Consider the following 18,964-nt stretch of genomic DNA (forward strand, 5'->3'; position numbering starts at 1 on the left):
ATGAAAAAACTGACCATGGCCCTGGGCCTCGCCGTCTCCCTGACCGCCGGTCAGACGGCCTGGGCGGAAGATGACCTGACCATGAAGGTCTACAAATCACCCAGCTGCGGCTGCTGCGGTGACTGGGTGGACCACATGGAAGAGAACGGTTTCGAGGTGGACGTGACTGACACCAATAACATGAACCAGGTGAAGATGGACGCCGGTCTGAACCCGCAACTGGCCAGCTGTCACACCGCCTTTGTCGGTGACTACGTGATCGAGGGCCATGTGCCCGCCGCCGACGTCCGGCGTCTGATGGAAGAGCAGCCCAACGCCCATGGCCTGAGCGCTCCCGGCATGCCCATGGGCTCGCCGGGGATGGACATCGGCGACCGCAAGGACCACTACCAGGTGCTGCTGTTCAATGAAGCCGGTCAGACCCGGGTGTTTGCAGAGCACAACTGATCGCCCGGCCCATTATCAGCCGGTAGCGGAGGATGAGCGGCACCCGGCACCCGTCAGCGGTGCCGGGTCGGAGTGCGATACGTGGCAGGCGAGGAAAACAGCGACTACGATTTGACCAGGGAGTGGTTTATGATCTCCCTGTGGCCCGTCTGATCACTTCCCTGAACTGACCGGGTGCTTCGTCCAATCCGCAAGGAAACCGCCTTGAGCCTCAAGACACGCATTCTGGGCCTCGTCTCTGCACTTATTCTGGTGGCCTCACTGGCTACCTGGCTGTCATACCGGGCCTTGTCCGAGGACATCATCGAGCGCTGGGGCCAGCAGGTGGCGGAGATCCAGGTCCGTTATGACAGCGCCCGGCTGTTGCAGTCACTGGAACGGGAGATCGGCCTGGCCCGCCAGATGGCGGACTCCTCCACACTGATCGAGTGGGCCCGGTCACCCGTCGACCCGGCACTGGAAGCCGCGGCCATCCGCCAGATGGAGAGCTTCCGCGACAATTTCCGCGATAACAGCTATTTCGTTGCCCTGCGCGAGAATGGCCACTACTACTTCAACAATACCGCCAATGAATTTGCCGGCGACCAATTCCGCTACGTGCTGGACCCGCAGGATCCGGATGATGCCTGGTTCTACCAGCTGATCGAGGAGGGCCGCGACTTCCACCTGAACGTCAACCCGGACACCGAACTGGGCGTCACCAAGCTCTGGATTGACGTACTTATGCGCGGGCCCGATGACGAAATACTGGGCATGGTGGGCACCGGGCTGGAGCTGGACAGCTTTCTGCAGGACATCGTGGACATCAACCAGGAGGGTATTACCACCCTGTTCGTGGACTACAACGGCGCCATCCAGCTCTACCGGGACCGCAACTACATCGACTTTGCCAGCATCATCAAACCCGAGGGTCAGAAGAACACCGTCGACCTGCTGTTCGATAAACCGGACGACCAGAAAAAGGTACTGGGCATGCTGCAGATGCTCAAGAACAGCGGCGGCGAGGAGGGCAAGGTAGCCAGCAGCTTCGTCACCGTGGACGGTCGCAAGCACCTGGCCGGCGTAGCCTACCTGCCCGCCATCGGCTGGTTCGAAATCACCCTGCTGGATCTTCAGACACTGCTACCGGTCAGCTACCTGTGGCCACTGGTGGGCGTTTTTCTGGCCACTTTGCTGGTCACCCTGCTGCTGTTCCACCTGTTGATCAGCCGCCGGGTGCTTGGCCCGGTCATGGCGCTGGAGGAGGCCGTCAAGCGGGTCCGGGAGGGCAACTTCCGGCTGCCGCCACTGCCCAAACCCGATAATGAGATCGGTCACCTGAGCAGTCATTTCGAGGAAATGACCGCCACCCTGAAAGACTCCACCGAGAACCTTCAGGGACAGGTGGACGAACGCACCCGTGAACTGCACCGGCTGGCACGCAGGGATCCGCTGACCGACCTGGGTAACCGCCGCGCCCTGGATGAACTGTTTGCCAGCGAGATTGAACGGGCCCACCGTCAGGGCACCGGCTTTGGTGTGCTGTGGCTGGACATTGATCACTTCAAGACCATCAACGACGAGCAGGGCCACCAGAGCGGCGATGCCATTCTCTGCGACGTGGCCCACTGGCTGCGGGCGAGCCTGCGCCCCTATGACCAGGCCGGGCGGTGGGGCGGCGACGAGTTTGTGGTAATCCTGTCACCCTGCGACAGCCATACCCTGAACCACATCGGCCAGCGTATTCGCAGCCACGTGGAAACCCAGAGCAGCGCCATGGGCATGCCGGTTACCATCAGTGTCGGCGGTCACCTGGCGAGACCCGGGGAAACCCTGGACGAGATCCTGAAGCAGGCGGACACGGCCCTGTACCGGGCCAAGCAGAGTGGTCGCAACCGGCTGGTCACCAGTGACCAGGATGAGCGGGACACCGAAACCACCGACTGACCGGCGGTTTTCCCGGGCCCCTATCCCGGCAATAACTCGATAGGATAGCGGATGGTGGAACGTCCGGCCCCATCCTTCTCGCCGAAATTCACCAGTTGCAGGCGGGCACAGATTTTCGCTTCCAGGGTCGGCTGGCCGAGGGACGACTCTACCACCTTGCAACTGGATACAGCCCCGCTCTCCTCGATCACCAGCTCTGGCGTCACCGTGCCGCGCAGGGACGGGTTCCGGCGCAGTTCCCGATTGTAGATGCTGAACACCGCTGATTTGTTGGCGTCCATGGTCCGGCGCAGTTCCTCACGGCTCCGACTGACCTGCCGGCCGGGTTTGGGTGCCGGTTGCGCCTGCGGCGACGGTTCCGGCGAGGCGATCTCTCGCGGTGCCTCGACCTGCGCCTGCTGGCGCTCCTGCATTGCCACGTCCCGTGTCCGGGTCGACGCCTGGTGGTCTGACGTGCCCCGGGAACGGTCACGACTGGCCTGCCGGGCCACACGATCGGTGTTGGTCGCCGCCGGCTCGTCACTCCGCGCCCTCGGTCCCTGCAGCGAGGTGTTGCCGGAGCGCTCGCGCAGGGCCGACAGCTCACTGCTCATGGCCATGATGCCGGTATTGCGGGCGGTCTCCCGGGCCTGTTCCTCTTCCGTGGGCTGCGGGCTGGGGGGCTCCGGCTCGGGGGCGGCAGCAGTCTGCTCCGCCGGAGCGGGTTCCGGTTCTGGTTCGGGCTCTGGTTCGGGTTCCGGTTCTGGTTCGGGCTCTGGTTCGGGTGCCGGCTCAGGTTCGGGTTCCGGTTCTGGCGCCGGTTCGGGTTGTGGTGCTGGCTCCGGTGCTGCAATTGCCTGTGCGGGTTCCGGTTCCGGCTCTGGCTCTGGTTCAGGTTCCGGCTCCAGGATCAGCTCAGCCAGTTGGACCGGTTCTTCCTTCTCCTTCGGCGGCGGCTCGGAAACCGGCATGAATTCCAGTACCACAACCGCGACCAGGAACAGCGGCGCCAGTATCCAGCTGATGATCCGCAGGCGCCGGCGTTCACTGGCGCTCTTTTCCCAGGGCAGTCCGTAGCGGCGGGTCGCCATACTACACGCCCTCCGGAGTCTTCCGGGTAACCGCCAGGGAGATGGCCGAATAGCCTGCTTCGGTGCAGGACGCCATCAGCTTGCGCAGTACCTGGTAAGGCAGCTCCTGGTCAGCCAGGATATTCACCGGCCAGCCGGGCGCGGCGCCGGATTCGCTCCGGGATACCGTCCCGGCCCCGGTTCTGCCTGGAACCTCTAACGCCGACAATGCCTGGGTAAGCGCCGGCACCGCTGCCGTTTCCGTGGCGTCCAGTGCTGCCCGAGTTGCGATGAGCTGGCCGTTAAGAAACACGTTATGCTCGGTGACGACCAGATTCGGGGCATCCTCCGGCACTTGCTGAGACGTGGATTCCGGCAGCACGATCCCGGGGTTGTCACTGATCAGCTGGTTGTCCGCCGAGGAATTCACCATCAGGAAGAACACCAGGATGGTGAAGATATCCATCAGCGACACCAGGTTCAGCTTGCCCTGGGTTTTGGTGCGGCGATGATGACGCCTGAGCCGGCGCGCCCTTGGCGATTCCTTCACGGTGCCTCCTCCCCTGACCGGCTGCCCGGCGCATCACCCACGGAAATGTTGGGGAACAACTTCACCTCCACCAGGCTGGTCACCTCCACGGCGTGGAACGACCGCACCGTGTCCATTACGGCAATCAGGGTCTGGTAGTGGGTGTCCGGGCTGGCCTTGACGGTAATGTCCTCCTGTTCCGGCCAGCGCTTCTTCAGTTGCTTCATGACCTGTTGCAGCTGGTCGTAGTCCGGCGTCGTTTCCTCCCCGTCCTCCCCGCTTACCGGTGGAATGTCGCGCAACACATGGCCGTCGCTATCGGTGACGGTCATCTGCCGGCCGGTAACGATCACTACCGGTCGCACCACCTGTTCCTCGGCGGCGACACCGGAACTGCGGGGAAAGTTGAGCTCGATAATGGTGGTGCGGGCAAAAACGACGCTCATCAGCAGCACCGGAACCAGCACGATCATCAGGTTCAGGAACGGGGTAACGTCCAGATCCGCTTCACTTGTCAGCCGGCGATGTCTGCGCCTCATGGCCTTCTCCTGACGGGTAACATCCGTGTCACTCTCAGCTGGAACGGGAGCCGGCGGTATTCGGCTGGGGGCTGCGCGGCGGTGCAGAAACGGGGGCCGCAGCCGGGTTGTTGGCGTCGCTGATCAGGTTGAGCACCTTGATGCCGGCCATTTCAAAGCTGTCCACGATCTCGTTGGTCTTGGTCTGCAGCAACGCATGGATCAACAGCAGTGGAATGGCGGCAATCAGGCCGAACGCGGTGGTGCTCATGGCCAGGGAAATACTGCTGGAGAGCATCGCCTGGCGATTGCCGGCGGCTTCTTCGCCACCCAGGGCGGTAAAGGCATCAATGAGACCGAAAATAGTGCCCAGAAGACCCAACAGAGTCGCCACATTGGCAAGGGTGGCCAGGTACTGGGTGCGTTTCTCCAGCCGGGGCATGACTTCCAGCAGCCCTTCCTCCATGGCGTACTCGATATCCTCCCGCGGCTGTTTGCGGGCCATGCGCAGCAGGCCGGCGCCAATCATGGTGGCCATGGCACTGCCGGAATCCCGGGCGTAATTGAGAGCGCCCTTGAGGTCCTTGCGGTGCAGCATCTCGTGCAGCTTGCGGAAATCCCGCCGGTTCACATGCTTCTGAGTGGTCAGATACAGCCACCGCTCTACCGAGACAATCAGCCCGATCAGCAGCACCACGGCAATAACGACCATGAAGGGGCCGCCGTCCTGGAAGAAGCCAGCAAAGGATTCGATCATGGTGGGTTACTCCTGGGTGTCCTGTGATCGTTGGTCTGATGTCAGTTCTGGTTGAGTCTGGTGGTAGCGCAGTCGCCGCCGGAAGTCTTCCCGTTCCTGCAGCGCCGGGGCCTGCCCGGTCATCAGGCGACGTTCCATGGGGGCCGGGCCCTTACTGGCAACCGGTTGCCAGGGCACCAGGTAGAGCACGGTGGGCAGCTCCTGTTCTCCCTGGATGCGGGTACCTTCAATGGTCACTACCTGGTCCTGATTACCGTTTCCCTGGCCGAAGGCGGGCGCGGCAACCAGCACCGTCAATGACAGCAAGGTTAACGACAACCGCCACCGCTGACTGTGCCGGGTTTCCCGCTTTTGTGTTCTGAAGCTGGTCATGTCACTCATAATGGCTGTCAAAGTCGGTTTTTGAGATCGGCTACCCATTGCGCCACCATCGGGTCGGGTTCCGGCAGCAACGCCTGGTATCGCTCGTACAGGCCCAGGGCCTCACGGTGCTGCCCCTGATAGAGGTCGAGCAGGATGCCCAGGTTGCGCAGGCTGGGCAGATGGTCCGGATCAGCAGTCAGGGCCCGTCGGTAGTAGTCCTCCGCCAGACCAAACTCTCCCGCCTTGCGGGCCATCACCCCCAGGTGGTTGAGGGCATCCGGCTGCTCCGCATGTCGCTCCAGTACCTGTTCGAAGCAGGCCCGGGCGGCCCCGGTGTTATCGTCCTGATAGTCCAGAATGCAGAGATTCAGCAGCGGGCCAGTCAGGTCCGGCTGCGCCTGATGGAGGCGCTGCAGTGCCTGCCGGGCCCGGGACGGATCCTGGTCCATCAGGGTCACCGCCTGCTGGAACCGGTTGCGGAACTCCGGCGTGATGGCGGACTCGCCACGGCTTTCCCGGCGCTCCCTGTCCGGCGCGGTGGCACAGCCCGCCACCAGCGTGACCGCCAGTATCAGGCTCAGGTGCAAGGGTTTATTCCAGTTCATGGACAGCACCTCCGGCTTGTTCCGGCTTCTGGTAGCGGACCGGCAACAGCTTGCCCAGGGCCTCGAAGCTGCGGCGGATCCAGGTATCGTAATGGCCATCCCGGGTCTGTTTGATGTTCTGTTCGTGGATGGCAATGGCGTCGTCCTCGAAGGGATAGGCCTGCTCCTCCAGCAGCAGTTCGTACTGCATGGTCTCCATGTCGCTCAGGCCCGCGGGGCGTTCGGACGCCATCAGGTCGTTGGCCAGGATGCGGTAGAGTTCCGCCAGCCGATAACCCGCCTGACTGTGGTAGTCCTCATGGCCATAGGCGGCGGCCTTCTCGTAGCCATCGGCGGCGGCTTCCAGAGCCCCCATCTTGGCCCGCAGGTTGTCCTGTAGCGGCGGGGTCAGACGGATTGCCTCAAAATCCGCCCGCGCCTGGTCGGCCAGGGTTATTGCGGCTTCCGAGGCCAGCATGGCGGTGCGGTTGGTTGCGGAATCCCCCAGACGGTCGGCGGTGGCGATCTGCTGCTCCAGCCAGTACTGGCGACTGCTGCTATCGCCCCGATTGGAGTGGAGTTCCGCCAGCCGGTTGGCGGCTTCCATATAGGGGCCCACCGGTTCTGGCCACTGCTCGGCGTATTGCTGATAGGCGTCGATAGCCTCGGCCTCACTGCCGCCCCGGTCATACAGCTCCGCCGCCAACCAGCGGTTTTCCCGTTGTGTTTCCGGGTCGGAGCTGCGGTCCGCCAGGATGGTCAGTTCTTCCGCCGCCCGTTGCCATTGCCCGGTCTCCCGGTAGGCCAGGGCCATGCGAGCGGGCAGTTGCGCGGTCAGCTCGTGGTCGGGCTGGTCCGCCCGCAGGTCATTCATCACCATCAGGGCGTCATCGTAATCGCCCACCTCCAGCAGCAGGCCTGCCGCGTCGTAGCGGGCGCGGGCGCTGATTTCGGTGCCGGGCGCGGACTGGGCCACCCGCAGCCATTCGGTGACCGCCGCCTGCTTCTCGCCGGCTTCCAGTAACTGCTCACCCTGCTGGTAGACCGAGGCGGCCAGGCTGTCCTGCAACTGGGCGCGGCGCTCGTCGTCCGCCGGCATATCCGCCAGGGCGCCGGTATAGGCCTGCTCGGCACTGCGGTAATCGCCGGTGTCGTAATAGCTCTGGGCCTGCAGCAGACGGGTTTCCAGCGCCAGGGTCGGATCCTGCAGCGGCTGCCAGGACAACAGGCGGTCGCCCAGTTCCTGCACACCGCGATGGTTACCAGCGGCCGCCTCGTACTGGATGGCGCTGTAGAGAATGGCTTCGGCCCGTTCATCATCCGGGAAGCGGCTGGCAAAGCGTATCCGGCTCTGTTGCTCCAGATCCGGCCAGGGGCTGTCGGCATTGTCGGTCAGGCCGGATTCCCGGTAGGCGAGGATGGCGGCGTAGCCCGCTTCGGCTGCCCGGTCATGATCACCATGGTCGTAGGCCACCCGCTCGAAGATCTCGATGGCGGGCCCCCACTGCTGCTGGGCGAGACGGGTCTCCGCCAGCAGGAAGAGCATTTCCGGGGTCTTCGGATGGTTCGGGAAGGTGTCGGCAAAATCCAGATAGAAGGTGGCGGCCCTATCGTATTGCTGGTCACGGGTCGCCGGATCGGTGGCGTCCTGAGCCTGCAGGTAGTGGCGGTTGGCCAGCTCCGGCAGCAGCACGATCAGCTGGTCGCGGATGGCGCCCCGTACCGTATCCGGTGCCTGCTGCCAGTAGGCACTGCGCAAGCCATACTGCTCCACGAACCGGGCCTGGGCCGGTGGCACCGCCTCGGGGAAGCCGCCGTCACGGTAGATGTCCATGATGCGAATGGCGTAATGGGGTGCCTGTTCACTGAACGGATGGGCGTCGATGTACTGCTGGTACACGGCAATGGCGTCGGTGTACTGTTCCCGGTCCTGGAGCTGAGCGGCGTAGCGCTCATAGACAACGGGCTCCCAGGGCCTGGGCCCGATGCGTTCAAACAGGTCGGCCACCGCCGGCGCCCCACCCTGGTAGGAGAACGACAGGCCAAGCACCCGGAACAGGTCCTCCACCAGGGTCTGATGCTGCCGGTCCAGATCCCCCGGGGTGGCGTCGTCCGGCAACAGGCGGTCCAGGGCATGGCTGTAGCTGACCACGGCGGTGTCATAGTCGCCCTGGCGGAACCCGGACCAGCCCTTCATGTAGAAGGCGTGGCTGGCAAAGGTCTGCTGGCGTTCGTCTTCGGAGCCGTCGCTGGCGCGGATCACGGCGGCGTAGCCGGTTTCCGCCGCCGGGTAGTCGCCCTCGATGAACAAGAGTTCGGCACGACGGAACTGGGCTTCCACCCAGAGCGGGGAGTCCGGGTGCTGTTCGATCAGGGTTTCCAGTTCCCGCCGCTGGGCGGCGCGGTCACCCCGGAGATCGTAGATGCGCGCCAGCTGGTAACGGATGCGGTGGTTGTCCTCATGGCCCGGGTTGTCGTCCAGCAACGCCCGGTAACCGCTGATCACCGGGTCGAAGGTGTCTTCGGCGGTGTCGGCATAGAGCCCCTCGGCCTCGATAAACATCAGGTCGTGGAGCCGGTACCGGGTGGCATGCAGGGCTTCCGGGTCGTCCAGCAGCACCAGCAGTTCCCGGTAGCGGGTAATCAGCTGGTCGAGGGTGGCGGCCAGCTGTTCCGGCGCAGCCTCCAGGGAATCGCGATCTTCCCGGTAACGCCGATCCAGCAGGCGGGTTTCCGCCAGCCGTGACGCCAGCAGATAGCGGTGGGCCTGTTGCTGGTCGCGTCGATAGTAGTCACGCAGTTGTGCCAGCAGCTGGTTGCGGGCATTGCTCCGGGCATCGGCAATGGCGCCGGTAAGCCCACGCAGGCGATCGTGGCTGTCGTCCACCCGGGTGGACAGTTCTCCCACCGCGCCGGGGCTGGCCATTTCCTGTTCCAGGCGGGCCTTGCGTTTGGTCAGCTCGTCCAGGGCGGCATCCAGCCGGTTCAGTTCACTGCGCACCTGCCAACGGTTGGGGCCATAGTCGTCCACCAGCTGCCAGGTCAGGGCGGCGGCAACCCGTTCCAGCTTGCGACGCTGCTTAACGGTGCGCTCGTCATCCGGCAACCGGGCCAGCCTCGCCTGGGCGCGCTCCAGTCGTTCAGCGAGGGCCCGCTGCTCAGCGGTCATGAAGAAGGCCGCGTCCTGTTCCGATTCGGCCCGCTTCACCTGTTCATGGAAGGTTTGCTGGCGCTGGAACCACTGGTCGTCTTCGATGCCTGCCAGGTTCTCACGGGTCTGCCGGATACGTTCCTCGCGTTGCTGGCGACGGGTTTCCAGCATCAGGTTGAAGGACGCCAGCTTCTGATCTCCGGATTCCAGCAGGCGGGCCATCTGGTTCAGTTCATGGAAATCCTTGAGGGCACGCTGGAAGCTCTCGCCGGCCACCAGTTCCGCCAGACCGGCGGCGTCCTCACCGGCTCCCGGGGCCGGCATGACCTCCGGGCGCCCATAGGGGTCTGTGATGATCGCCTCGGGAAATTCGAGCAAGGTGGGCCCGGGCAGCCAGCGTTGTTCGCCCTGCTCGTCCGAGGCTAACACCACGGCGGCGAGCAGGTCGTCCTCGGTGGGTGCCACCAGCCCGCCGGCTGCGCCGTCGTAACGATTCTGCCAGTAGGATGCGGCCTCCCGGTAGGCGGTCAGAGCCTGCTCCCGGCGCCCGGCCCGCTCGTGGAGAACGCCGCGCACCAGGGCCATCTGCTGTGGTGACGCCTCGCCAGTTTCCATGGCGGCCCATTGGGCGAGAACCTGCTCGGCATCCTTGCCCTCTGCGGACAGTGTCTCCAGCCGCCGGGCCCGTGCCCCGAACAGGCTCTGATCGGCGATATCGGCCAGGATCTCCGGCACCTCACTGTGCTCTCCTGACTGATAGCGCAAGGCCGCCAGGGTCAGGCGGATGCGGTCCTGCAGGGCCTGGCGTTCGCCCTGTCGAACGTCCTGCCAGTCGTCATCGTCCAGGTCGCTGGCCAGGGACTCGAGGGCCTGCTCCCGATTACCGGCATTGGCGACCAGTATCCGGTTGTAGCGCAGGTAGGCCGCAAACAGGCTGTCGTCCGGCAGGTCGTCCAGGATACCCGCCAGTTCCGGGGCTTCCCCGGCATCCTGGTCCTTGAGGGCGATCTGACCCTGCAGGTAGAGGGATTCACGGTAGAGTTCCGGCTGTTGCTCCCGGAACACGGTCTGGTCCAGTTGAGCCAGGGCGTTGCGGGCACTGTCGTGGTCGGTTTCCAGGTAGAACACCTTGGCCAGGTAGAACCAGGCCTGGTTGCGCTGGCGCACCTCCACTGATTCGTCCAGCAATTGTTCGAACCGGTCCCGGGCCTCCCGCAGCATGCCCCAGGACAGCATCAGACCACCTTCCACCAGCGCCGGATGCTGGCCATGGCCGTCAATGCCGCCCTGCTGTCGCGCCACCGCCAGTCTGGTCAGTGCATCGAGGGCGTTACCCTGGTAATAGTCGTAGAGCACTTCGCCCCAGGCGGGGTCCTGGGCACGGGTGGGTGGATCGCCCTTGTCGGCGGACGCCCCCAGGGAGGCACCCAGCATCAGGCCGAGGGTGACCTGGCGGATACGCAGGGCAAGCCGGTTGCGGCTCATGGCTGGTCCCACGGTTACTCCCATTCCACCAGTTCAACCGCGGGCTGATAGTCCGCTGAACGGTCGCGGATGCGCACTTCCAGGGTGGCCGTGCCGGTGCCCTTGTCCAGCTGGTAGGTGGCGGCCTTGCGGTAGGGACGGTTTTCCGGGCCAATGCCGTCCACGAACACGGTTACCTCGTGCTCGCCGGTCTTCAGGTTGCCCATGTGCAGGCGCTGCATGCCACCGCGACGGAGGGCATCCACCTGGCGGGCGGTGTACAGATGGCTGGCAACCACCTCGTCGTCCACCTTGAGCTTGACCGCATCCAGTGACAGGAACTCGCCGGTCTCCACGCTCAGGAACACCGCAAATTGGGTGCTGGCGGGGAACAGCAGGTCTTCCTCCAGTACGAACAGGTCGCGGTTCAGCTCGATCACCTGCTTGCGCAGTTCCTCGACGCTCATGGCCACGGAGCCCGCCTCACCGGTGTCATCCTGGGCCTGGGCCAGCGGGGCCCAGCAAAGCATCAGCGCAACTGCCCATAGCGGGAGCCGGTAGAGGGGGAAAGGTTGGTTTGCTGTCATAACGGGCCTCGGAAATTCCGCTGGTCCAGCCTGCGCGGCCAGACACGAATCATTCAGTATTCAAACAGGATGGACGCCCGGGTGACCCAGGCATCAAAGCCATACAGGGGCTCCTGCCCCGGCAGGTAGTCACCGCTGGCGGTCACGTCCCGGAAGTTGTCGTAGCTGAAGTCCAGGTAGTCCACCAGCAGCCCCAGCTGCAGCCGGTCGATGCCGGGCACGGGGATTCGCTGCCACTGGTACTCAACTCCGGCGCTGAAGGTGAGCCCGGAGAAGGTGCTCATTTCCTTGTCCCGCGCCAGGTGGGTCTGGGAGTTGCCGAAGTCGTACAGGTCGCTGTAGAAGTCGGCCTGTTCCTGGGTGTAGTAGCGCACGCCTCCTTCCAGGGTCCAGTTGGTGCCCAGGGTGTGGACGTAGCCCATTTCCACCGTGTGGGCATCAATGCCCCAGGAGTCGGAGAAGTAGCGGTAACGCCCTCTCACTGATGCCCGCCAGGGCAGGTAATAACGGCCACTGACCGCTGCCGAGACACTGGTGCGGGTCTCCGGGTAGCGCTCCGGCTGGTACAGGTAGTTGGTGGGATCCGACGGGTCGATATAGCGGTTCTGACGGTAGGGATTCTCCAGGAATCCCTCATCGGTGACCACTTCCAGATCCAGACCCATCACGCTGTTGGGCGTCAGCACCTGACTCACGCCCAGCTGGTAGTTCTGGCGGTCCGCCTCTGCCTCGAAGCTGTCGTTGCCCACTTCCATCACCGTGTCCCAGCCCCGGGCATAACCGATGGATACGGTGGTCATGTTGCCGAAGAACTCCTGGCTGATGCCCAGGTAGAGGGTGTTGGCCTCATAGTCGTTCTCGGTACTGTTGGTGTAGCTGAGGCTGAGGATGGAATTACCTTCAAGATAATCCGCACCCAGGGTGTATTCGGTCCGTTCCTCGGTATAGGGGCTGGCGGTGGCCATAACATCCACCGATGCGGCGGAGACCGAGTCCACGTAGTACTGGCCGCTGACGGACACCTGGTTACCCATGCCCTTGCGGACCAGCACCGAGGGGCCATCGATGGTCATGCCACCACCCTCGTAGCGGTGGTAGAAGGCGTCCACTTTGTCCTCGGGCAGGGTCGCCGTCCGGGCGGTACCGGTCACCACCAACAAAATCAGCAACGCGACGGCAGCACAGCGGCGGTCAGTTACAGCCACAACCACCTCCTGAACTGCCCTGGGCACCGCGGGCGGATTCACGGGCACCGTAGACGTGCTGGATGTATTCCCCGGCCTTGCCCTTGCGGCTGTCGAGCATCACCGGGTCGGCGAGATTGGCCCTCTGGTAGGGCTTGACCCAGGGCTCCGGTGCGGAACAGCCTGCAAGTAACAGGACTGCCGGCAGGATACACAACGGAAGGCGCGCGAGAAGACGGGTCGTCATGGCAGCCTCATTCCCGGATCAGTTCGCGTATCTGGGCGCGGTAGTCATCCTCATACCCCGGCTGGTAGCCGTGATGGATGTAACGGGCCTCGCCGTTGCGGTCGATCATCACCGTGGTGGGCATTGCCTGGACGTCATAGCGCTCGCTGACGGTGCTGTCGTGGTCCCAGAGGATGGCGAAATCCACGGGCACCGAGTCCAGGAAGCGCTCGGCGTCATCCCGGTGCTGGTCCACGTTCACCGCCAGCACACGAAAGCCGTAGTCCCGGAACTCTTCTTCAATGGCGTCCATGTGGGGCATTTCCTGACGGCAGGGGCCACACCAGGAGGCCCAGAAATTGAGCATGATGACCTCGCCCCGCAGATCTTCCAGGCGAAGGTTGTCACCGCTGCGGCTCTTGAGGGTGAAATCCGGTGCAGTACCGGACACTTCGGCCATGGCAGAGGCCGACATCAGCATCCCAAGCCCCAGACACAATGCTATTACCCAGGTTGAAGCCTTCACGTTATAACTCCTCATTTACCATTAACCGCATCACGTTATATATGTGATCCATTTAAAAGAAAACCGAAATAGCAGCGCTGACTTCTGTATTAACAAAGGTCTTGTCTTCGCCAAGAATGTCACTGTCGAAAAGATGCTGCCGGACATTAATATGCGCTGATAGACTATCGGTAAATAACATCTGATAACCGGCGCCATAATTGATAGTGAACCGGTTATCGCCGGCAAAATCCGTTGCTCCGGCGCCGGCGGTCAAATAGAAATTGGTATTGAACACATAACCGCCGGGGAAAAAGGCCTCACCGGGCAGCAGCCGGTAACCAAGGTTAAGGTTGTACCAGCGGTAATCCCGGTCATCGTCCGGCAGCAACTGGACGTCGCCGGCCAGGCGTTCGAAGCTGGTGTCCTCCGCCTCGGCAAAGCCGAGGCCGGCTTCCACGAAGAACGACTCGCTGATGTTGTAGGTCAGCCGGCCGCCGTACATGAACGAGGAGCCGAAGTCCTCGATGTTGAGCCAGCCGGCCACGGCAGCTACCTCGAAGTTCTCGCTGTCCACCAGGGCCTGCTCCACCGGTTGCGGTTCCACATCCGGTTCAATCAGCGGGGGCTCGCGCTCCGACTGGGCCAGGGCATCCTCCGGCGTGGCCACGATGGCCAACGCGAAGGCGCTCGCAATGATCACTTTCAGAAGAAAATACCGAGTCCGAGTTTCCATTCCGTCACTTCTTCGTTGGTTGTCCGGTCGGTGAAGACCTTGTAGTCGCGGACTTCCGCCCGCAGGAAATAGCGATCCGCCACGTAGTACCTGAGCCCCAGGCCGATGTGGGCTGTGGGATTCTGGCGGCGTTCGGTCTGCGCCAGGGTCGCCTTGGGGCTGATCCAGGCATAGCCGCCCCCCATGGTGAGATAGGGCGTCAGCCGCCAGCCCGGGAACGGCTGGTGCTGGATGCTCAGGTTGGCCAGACGGATTTCCGAACGGCTGCCAAGTACCTGTGAGGCCTGGACTTCCAGCGCAAGATTGTGGGTGAACTGCCAGCTGGCGGCGGCACTGATGGCGGCCGCGCCCTCGAAGTCCCCCATCATCGCAACCACTTCGCCACCACGGTCAGTGAAGTCGTCCCGGTCCGGTCGCGGACCAATGGCTACCTGCCCGTCCGCTGTCAGGGTGCCGGTGGACAGATCGTCCTGCAGTACCCAGCCCTCGCGGTCCCGGCTATCCCGCACCTTGATCCAGCGGGTCTTCTGCTTGAGCAGGGTCAGCCATTCCCCCTTTTCACTGGCATGGAAGACCGGGTAGCCGATGGCCGGGCCAGTGCGCCACTCCACATAGGGAGCGGTCACCACCACCTCAGCGGGCCCCTCGCCTGAGGACCATAACCAGTCCAGCACTCCGGCCCGCAGCGGCAGGCTCCAGAGCAGACAACACACCACCAGCAACCCCTGACGGGCCAGACTGCGCAGACCCATCAGTTCTCCGGCGTATCAAAGGGGTTGTTGTAATACTGCGCCCCCAGATCCAGCCACTCGCTGACCAGGCGCAACTCCGCGTCGCTGAGGAAATCCTCGTGGCCACCACCGGCAGCAAACATCTCCATGAATCCTTCGCTGGCAAGCGCACCTGCGGTACTCATGACCGAGGGCAGCGGAACCCGTTCGAGGATCGGGATCGGATTGCCGTCGTCATCGAGGATCAGCTCGCCCACTTCGTCCCGCACGTATTCGCCGGTGTCTACCTGGCGGTCCACCAGCACACCGTCCACCTCCTCCTGCTCAAAGCGGGTGGTCAGCAACTGGCGATAGGCCTCGAACTGGCGGGGCTCGTCGGGAGAAGCGCCGTCGCTCAGATCCAGGTGGGCCGCTGGTATCTGCAAGGCACCGTCCTGATCGGTGCCTGAATGACAGCCAGTGCAGGTAAAGTTATCCACTTCCACGCCGTCGTCATCCAGCAGTAGCCGCTCCTTGCTCCACAGGGGATGGATATGAGTTTCATAGTGGATTACCGAACGACAGAAGGCGCTCCATCGGGACTGGCAGGACGCTGACACCGGCGCCGGAGTATCCAGGTCCTCGTAGCGCAGGGCGAACGAAGGCGCGGCTTCACTGGCTTCGGCCCACTGGTCCTCGAACGCCACATCCGGCGACAGCCGGCGTACCTCATTGTGGCGGCTCCAGGTCTCTGCCATGGTTTCGCCCATTTCGGCCCACAGGGTGCTGTCGGTGCCGGGAAACTCAATGCCGGTGGTTCTCGCGCCGTTGTTTGCCGGGGCCGGGTCAGCACGGTAGTGACCGTGGGGCACTTCACTGTTGAGGGTATGACATCCGTTACAGGTCAGGGTCTCGCCCGGGCGCAGTTGCAGCCAGTTCTGGTGACGGGGTGAAATGCGACGCCCCCGGGCGTCCACCACGCTGATGGCAAAGGCCACATTGGCGGGCACCGCCGCCCGCACGGACCCGTCCGGCTCCACCGGTACGTAGCCGAGAATCTCCCGCATGCCCTGGGCGCGGCTGATGCCGAAGTCGGCATTGTCCACGGCCCGCACGTCGGGATCGGGGATGGAAACCGGCTTTTCAAACCGCAGGAATCGGGCCGGACGCTGGTCCGCCGGGGTCCTTTGCGGATTGGCCATGTCGGCAATGCCGCCAGGGGTCGTATCGACGCCGTCAATGTCGTAGACACTGCGAATATGTACGATACCCAGTCCCTCGGTCACCAGCTCCCGGGCGTCTTCGGCCAGCGCACCGCTGTTCACAGCCGGTGGCAGGTAGGTGGGTAGCGGACGGGAGCTCATCAACACGGCTTCGGAAATCTGCTGGCCTTCCCGGGCCGGTGCAATGGGGAGCTGGGTATCATTACCGACGTCGCGCTGCCAGAGGCCGAACAATGGCGGTGCCACCTCGTAATTGTCGGAGTTCAGGCGTTCCCCTGTACAGGGCAGATTGGGCTGGCCGGCACTACTGCCACCGACCACCTCGCGCACACGACAGGGGCTCCAGCTGATCAGGTAACGGCTGGAGCCATCAAACAGGGGCGTCACCGAATCAAAACTGCCCGCCAGGCTGGCGGAACCATCCCGGGACTGACCGGGCACCAGCGGCGCCAGGGCGTCACCAGTGGCACCATCAAGAGTGCGGTTGTACTCCACGAACCGATTGATATCCACCAGGCTGGGGAAAGACGAGAGGTCGTTATTGCCCAGCCCACGGGCCTGCACGAGAATGTCGCCATCATCCGTCTGAATGGGGCGGAAATAATGCAGATTGCTGTCGTCCACATCATGGGAGTGACGACCGAAGACATAGGCCAGGCCAGTGCCGTCCGGATTGATCTGATACAGGTTGAAACCGTTATTTCTGGTCTGGCCGGCGTTGTCCCAGCGGCTAAACAGGATACGTCCGTCGTCCAGCACCACCGGATCCAGGTCATGGCTCTGGTTGAAGGTGATCTGGCGAATATCGTCACCCCCGGCGGTCATGATGTGCAGGACGAAAGCAGGCGAGCGCCGGGCGTCGTCCCGGGCGGTAAACATGCCCTTGCCCTCGTCCAACAGGATGGCCCGGGAGGCCCGCTGGCGGGTGGAGGAAAACACGATGCTGCCGTCAGCCAGGTAGGCGGGGGCAATGTCGTGGGCGGAATCCGCGTCGATATCGGAAGTAATGATGCGTCGCAGGGAGCCCGAGCCCAGGTCGTACTCCCAGATGTTCCAGGTGGGCTCCACCTCTTCGTCGCCGGTCACCGGGGCATGCATGGCAAACAGCAGTCGCTGGCCATCGTAGGACACCGCCAGGTCACGGACGTCATAACGCAGGCGACCATCATCATCCAGAAATTCCTCGCCACGAAACACCCGGGATGTCACGTCCCGGGATGGCGCCGAGGGTGCGGCGCTTTCCTTGATAAAAAGGCGGGCGCCCGGCATGAAACTGTCCGGTTCACGGCGGTCACGGGCGACGGGCATCGCGTTACCCTCGTTCAACACCAGGGGACGCTGGATATAGGCGACGGCCTGCTCGTTCACCACCGGGTCAGGATCCTGACTTCCACCACCGCTTTTGCAACCGGCCACTATCAGGACAACCATAAGAACAACCGACAAATGCGCCTGTCTTTTAATTAAATGATTTATGGATTCCGAGACGCAGTTCACAAGCAATAATCCTTCAATATACCGGGCTCCTGTCTTTTTAAGTATCTCCGGTTATTGCTCACACTCCAATAAGTTTATATGCCCCGTTTCTTTTATCGTGGAGCAGTACACAAAATAGTTATAACTCCTGCCGTAAAATCGAAGTCCTGTTAAACATGTCACACCTTTTTCGGCATGACGGAAACATGGAGTGACCAATATCAATGGAAACCTGCAAAGGATATGCGTCATGGACGCCAGTAGTCGGTCTTTCCTGATGAGAGCAAATTCGCCAACCGTTCCCCTGATCACCTCGCCCGGCCGTCTGTTATTGACGGTTCTCGCCGCCCTGATGGTGCTGACGCCGTCACTGCTGATGGCCGGCGAACGGGAGCAGGCGGCCAGAATGCACAGCCGCCTGACCGGGGTACCGCCGTCGGAACCCTTGTTGCAACAGATGGCAGCGGAAATCGCCGGCGGCGATCCGGTTGCCGCCGCCTATGTCGCCATGGACGACCCGGCCTTTTACAACGTCACCGTGAAGAATCTGGCGGCCCCCTGGACCAACGAGGCGATGACCGCGTTTGTGCCGCTGAACGACTACACCGCCACGGTGATAGGGCTGGTGCGTGACGAGGCCGACTTCCGCAGCGTGCTTTACGACAACGTGCTGTATGTCGGTGATATCAGCGGCCTGCCCGGCTACAACACTGACGACAACCGCCATTACGAAGCGCTGGAAGCCACCGGCGCACCCCTAGCGGATTCCCTTCGCAGGGTCAGCCAGTCCACGTATACCGGCCTGCCGTCTCAGGCAACTGCCGGTGTCATGACCACCCGGGCGGCAGCGAAAGCCTTCTTTATCGACGGTACCAACCGGGCGATGTTCCGCTTCACCCTGATGAACCATCTTTGCAACGATCTGGAACAGGTGGCGGACGTCACCCTGCCGGTGGATCGCATCCGCCAGGATGTATCCCGCAGCCCCGGTGGTGACAGCCGCGTGTTCCTCAATAACTGTGCCGGCTGCCATACCGGCATGGACCCCATGGCCCAGGCTTTCGCCTACTACGACTACGAGTACAACAGCGATGCCGACCCGGAAGGAACGCTGGGCGAGCTGGTCTATAACTCGACGGGCATGACCGACCCGGAAACCGGCACCCGGGTGCAGGGCAAGTACCTGATCAACGCCAGCAACTTCGAACATGGTTACATCACCCGCAATGACCAGTGGGACAACTACTGGCGCATGGGTGACAACCGCCGCCTGGGCTGGGACGGAACACTGCCGGGCAACGGCGAAGGCGCAAAATCCCTGGGCCGCGAACTGGCCCACTCCGATGCGTTTGCCCAGTGCAAGGTCCGTCAGGTGTTCGAACAGGTGTGCCTGCGGGAACCGGCAAACGCCGCCGACCGGAGCGAACTGGAAAACATTGTCAGCAGTTTCGAAAGCAGCGGGTACCAGTTGAAACGCGTCTACGCCGAATCAGCCGCCTATTGCATGGGTGATTAAGCCCGATAAAGGA

The 18,964-nt window shown here is 63.0% G+C and carries 17 protein-coding genes; 3 read left to right on the forward strand and 14 right to left on the reverse strand.

Going from position 1 to position 18,964, the window contains the following annotated elements; genetic code table 11:
- Positions 1 to 447 carry a DUF411 domain-containing protein gene (locus IE079_RS18230; protein ID WP_189578430.1) on the forward strand — a complete coding sequence of 149 codons (447 nt, stop codon included), beginning with the start codon at positions 1 to 3 and terminating at the stop codon, positions 445 to 447.
- Positions 448 to 651: 204 nt separating this feature from the next.
- The gene (locus tag IE079_RS18235) at positions 652 to 2,373 is read left to right on the forward strand and encodes a diguanylate cyclase (RefSeq protein WP_189578439.1); all 1,722 of its coding nucleotides are present in this window, start codon (positions 652 to 654) and stop codon (positions 2,371 to 2,373) included.
- 20 nt (positions 2,374 to 2,393) lie between these two features.
- On the opposite strand, the gene IE079_RS18240 is transcribed toward IE079_RS18235, so the two are convergent.
- From IE079_RS18240 to IE079_RS18305, 14 genes are read right to left on the reverse strand one after another with little or no spacing between them, the layout of a single operon-like run.
- A complete protein-coding gene (locus IE079_RS18240) occupies positions 2,394 to 3,443 on the reverse strand; it encodes an AgmX/PglI C-terminal domain-containing protein (protein WP_189578441.1) in 1,050 nt (349 codons plus the stop codon).
- Position 3,444: 1 nt separating this feature from the next.
- Complete coding sequence (locus IE079_RS18245) at positions 3,445 to 3,972, reverse strand: ExbD/TolR family protein (RefSeq protein ID WP_189578443.1); 528 nt, start codon at positions 3,970 to 3,972, stop codon at positions 3,445 to 3,447.
- Positions 3,969 to 4,490 (reverse strand): ExbD/TolR family protein, encoded by a 522-nt coding sequence (locus IE079_RS18250; protein WP_189578446.1) that lies wholly within the window; start codon positions 4,488 to 4,490, stop codon positions 3,969 to 3,971. The genes IE079_RS18245 and IE079_RS18250 overlap by 4 nt, the downstream gene beginning before the upstream one ends.
- A gap of 34 nt (positions 4,491 to 4,524) precedes the next feature.
- On the reverse strand, positions 4,525 to 5,226 hold the full coding sequence (locus IE079_RS18255) for a MotA/TolQ/ExbB proton channel family protein (protein WP_189578448.1): 702 nt from the start codon (positions 5,224 to 5,226) through the stop codon (positions 4,525 to 4,527).
- Positions 5,227 to 5,232: 6 nt separating this feature from the next.
- Positions 5,233 to 5,607, reverse strand: coding sequence for a hypothetical protein (locus IE079_RS18260; RefSeq protein ID WP_227712604.1), 375 nt, complete (start codon positions 5,605 to 5,607; stop codon positions 5,233 to 5,235).
- A gap of 8 nt (positions 5,608 to 5,615) precedes the next feature.
- Positions 5,616 to 6,194 carry a tetratricopeptide repeat protein gene (locus IE079_RS18265; RefSeq protein WP_189578451.1) on the reverse strand — a complete coding sequence of 193 codons (579 nt, stop codon included), beginning with the start codon at positions 6,192 to 6,194 and terminating at the stop codon, positions 5,616 to 5,618.
- A complete protein-coding gene (locus IE079_RS18270; protein ID WP_189578453.1) occupies positions 6,181 to 10,809 on the reverse strand; it encodes a tetratricopeptide repeat protein in 4,629 nt (1,542 codons plus the stop codon). The genes IE079_RS18265 and IE079_RS18270 overlap by 14 nt, the downstream gene beginning before the upstream one ends.
- Positions 10,810 to 10,823: 14 nt before the next feature.
- The gene (locus IE079_RS18275) at positions 10,824 to 11,375 is read right to left on the reverse strand and encodes an AraC family transcriptional regulator (protein WP_189578455.1); all 552 of its coding nucleotides are present in this window, start codon (positions 11,373 to 11,375) and stop codon (positions 10,824 to 10,826) included.
- Positions 11,376 to 11,428: 53 nt separating this feature from the next.
- The gene (locus tag IE079_RS18280) at positions 11,429 to 12,580 is read right to left on the reverse strand and encodes a DUF3570 domain-containing protein (RefSeq protein WP_189578457.1); all 1,152 of its coding nucleotides are present in this window, start codon (positions 12,578 to 12,580) and stop codon (positions 11,429 to 11,431) included.
- On the reverse strand, positions 12,567 to 12,806 hold the full coding sequence (locus tag IE079_RS18285) for a DUF4266 domain-containing protein (RefSeq protein WP_189578459.1): 240 nt from the start codon (positions 12,804 to 12,806) through the stop codon (positions 12,567 to 12,569). Before IE079_RS18285 ends, IE079_RS18280 begins: the two co-directional genes overlap by 14 nt.
- A 7-nt stretch (positions 12,807 to 12,813) precedes the next feature.
- Positions 12,814 to 13,311 carry a TlpA family protein disulfide reductase gene (locus IE079_RS18290; protein WP_227712605.1) on the reverse strand — a complete coding sequence of 166 codons (498 nt, stop codon included), beginning with the start codon at positions 13,309 to 13,311 and terminating at the stop codon, positions 12,814 to 12,816.
- A gap of 52 nt (positions 13,312 to 13,363) precedes the next feature.
- Positions 13,364 to 14,026: an outer membrane beta-barrel domain-containing protein gene (locus IE079_RS18295; RefSeq protein ID WP_189578461.1), complete on the reverse strand. Its 663-nt coding sequence runs from the start codon at positions 14,024 to 14,026 to the stop codon at positions 13,364 to 13,366.
- Entirely contained in the window at positions 13,996 to 14,778 is a 783-nt protein-coding gene (locus IE079_RS18300) for an SH3 domain-containing protein (RefSeq protein ID WP_189578463.1), read from the reverse strand. Before IE079_RS18300 ends, IE079_RS18295 begins: the two co-directional genes overlap by 31 nt.
- On the reverse strand, positions 14,778 to 17,390 hold the full coding sequence (locus IE079_RS18305; protein WP_189578465.1) for an HzsA-related protein: 2,613 nt from the start codon (positions 17,388 to 17,390) through the stop codon (positions 14,778 to 14,780). Before IE079_RS18305 ends, IE079_RS18300 begins: the two co-directional genes overlap by 1 nt.
- A gap of 295 nt (positions 17,391 to 17,685) precedes the next feature.
- Between IE079_RS18305 and IE079_RS18310 the strand changes: the two genes are divergently transcribed.
- Positions 17,686 to 18,951: a hypothetical protein gene (locus IE079_RS18310; RefSeq protein WP_227712606.1), complete on the forward strand. Its 1,266-nt coding sequence runs from the start codon at positions 17,686 to 17,688 to the stop codon at positions 18,949 to 18,951.
- The last annotated feature ends 13 nt before the right edge of the window (positions 18,952 to 18,964 follow it).

The sequence above is a fragment of the Marinobacter zhanjiangensis genome, from assembly GCF_014651935.1.
Lineage (GTDB): Bacteria > Pseudomonadota > Gammaproteobacteria > Pseudomonadales > Oleiphilaceae > Marinobacter > Marinobacter zhanjiangensis.

Coding starts and splice junctions, on each gene's coding strand:
- IE079_RS18265 (WP_189578451.1), bottom strand. CDS start 6,194: ATGAACTGGAATAAACCCTTGCACCTGAGCCTGATACTGGCGGTCACG.
- IE079_RS18275 (WP_189578455.1), bottom strand. CDS start 11,375: ATGACAGCAAACCAACCTTTCCCCCTCTACCGGCTCCCGCTATGGGCA.
- IE079_RS18305 (WP_189578465.1), bottom strand. CDS start 17,390: ATGGTTGTCCTGATAGTGGCCGGTTGCAAAAGCGGTGGTGGAAGTCAG.
- IE079_RS18295 (WP_189578461.1), bottom strand. CDS start 14,026: ATGGAAACTCGGACTCGGTATTTTCTTCTGAAAGTGATCATTGCGAGC.
- IE079_RS18260 (WP_227712604.1), bottom strand. CDS start 5,607: ATGAGTGACATGACCAGCTTCAGAACACAAAAGCGGGAAACCCGGCAC.
- IE079_RS18310 (WP_227712606.1), top strand. CDS start 17,686: ATGGACGCCAGTAGTCGGTCTTTCCTGATGAGAGCAAATTCGCCAACC.
- IE079_RS18230 (WP_189578430.1), top strand. CDS start 1: ATGAAAAAACTGACCATGGCCCTGGGCCTCGCCGTCTCCCTGACCGCC.
- IE079_RS18250 (WP_189578446.1), bottom strand. CDS start 4,490: ATGAGGCGCAGACATCGCCGGCTGACAAGTGAAGCGGATCTGGACGTT.
- IE079_RS18300 (WP_189578463.1), bottom strand. CDS start 14,778: ATGGGTCTGCGCAGTCTGGCCCGTCAGGGGTTGCTGGTGGTGTGTTGT.
- IE079_RS18240 (WP_189578441.1), bottom strand. CDS start 3,443: ATGGCGACCCGCCGCTACGGACTGCCCTGGGAAAAGAGCGCCAGTGAA.
- IE079_RS18270 (WP_189578453.1), bottom strand. CDS start 10,809: ATGAGCCGCAACCGGCTTGCCCTGCGTATCCGCCAGGTCACCCTCGGC.
- IE079_RS18285 (WP_189578459.1), bottom strand. CDS start 12,806: ATGACGACCCGTCTTCTCGCGCGCCTTCCGTTGTGTATCCTGCCGGCA.
- IE079_RS18255 (WP_189578448.1), bottom strand. CDS start 5,226: ATGATCGAATCCTTTGCTGGCTTCTTCCAGGACGGCGGCCCCTTCATG.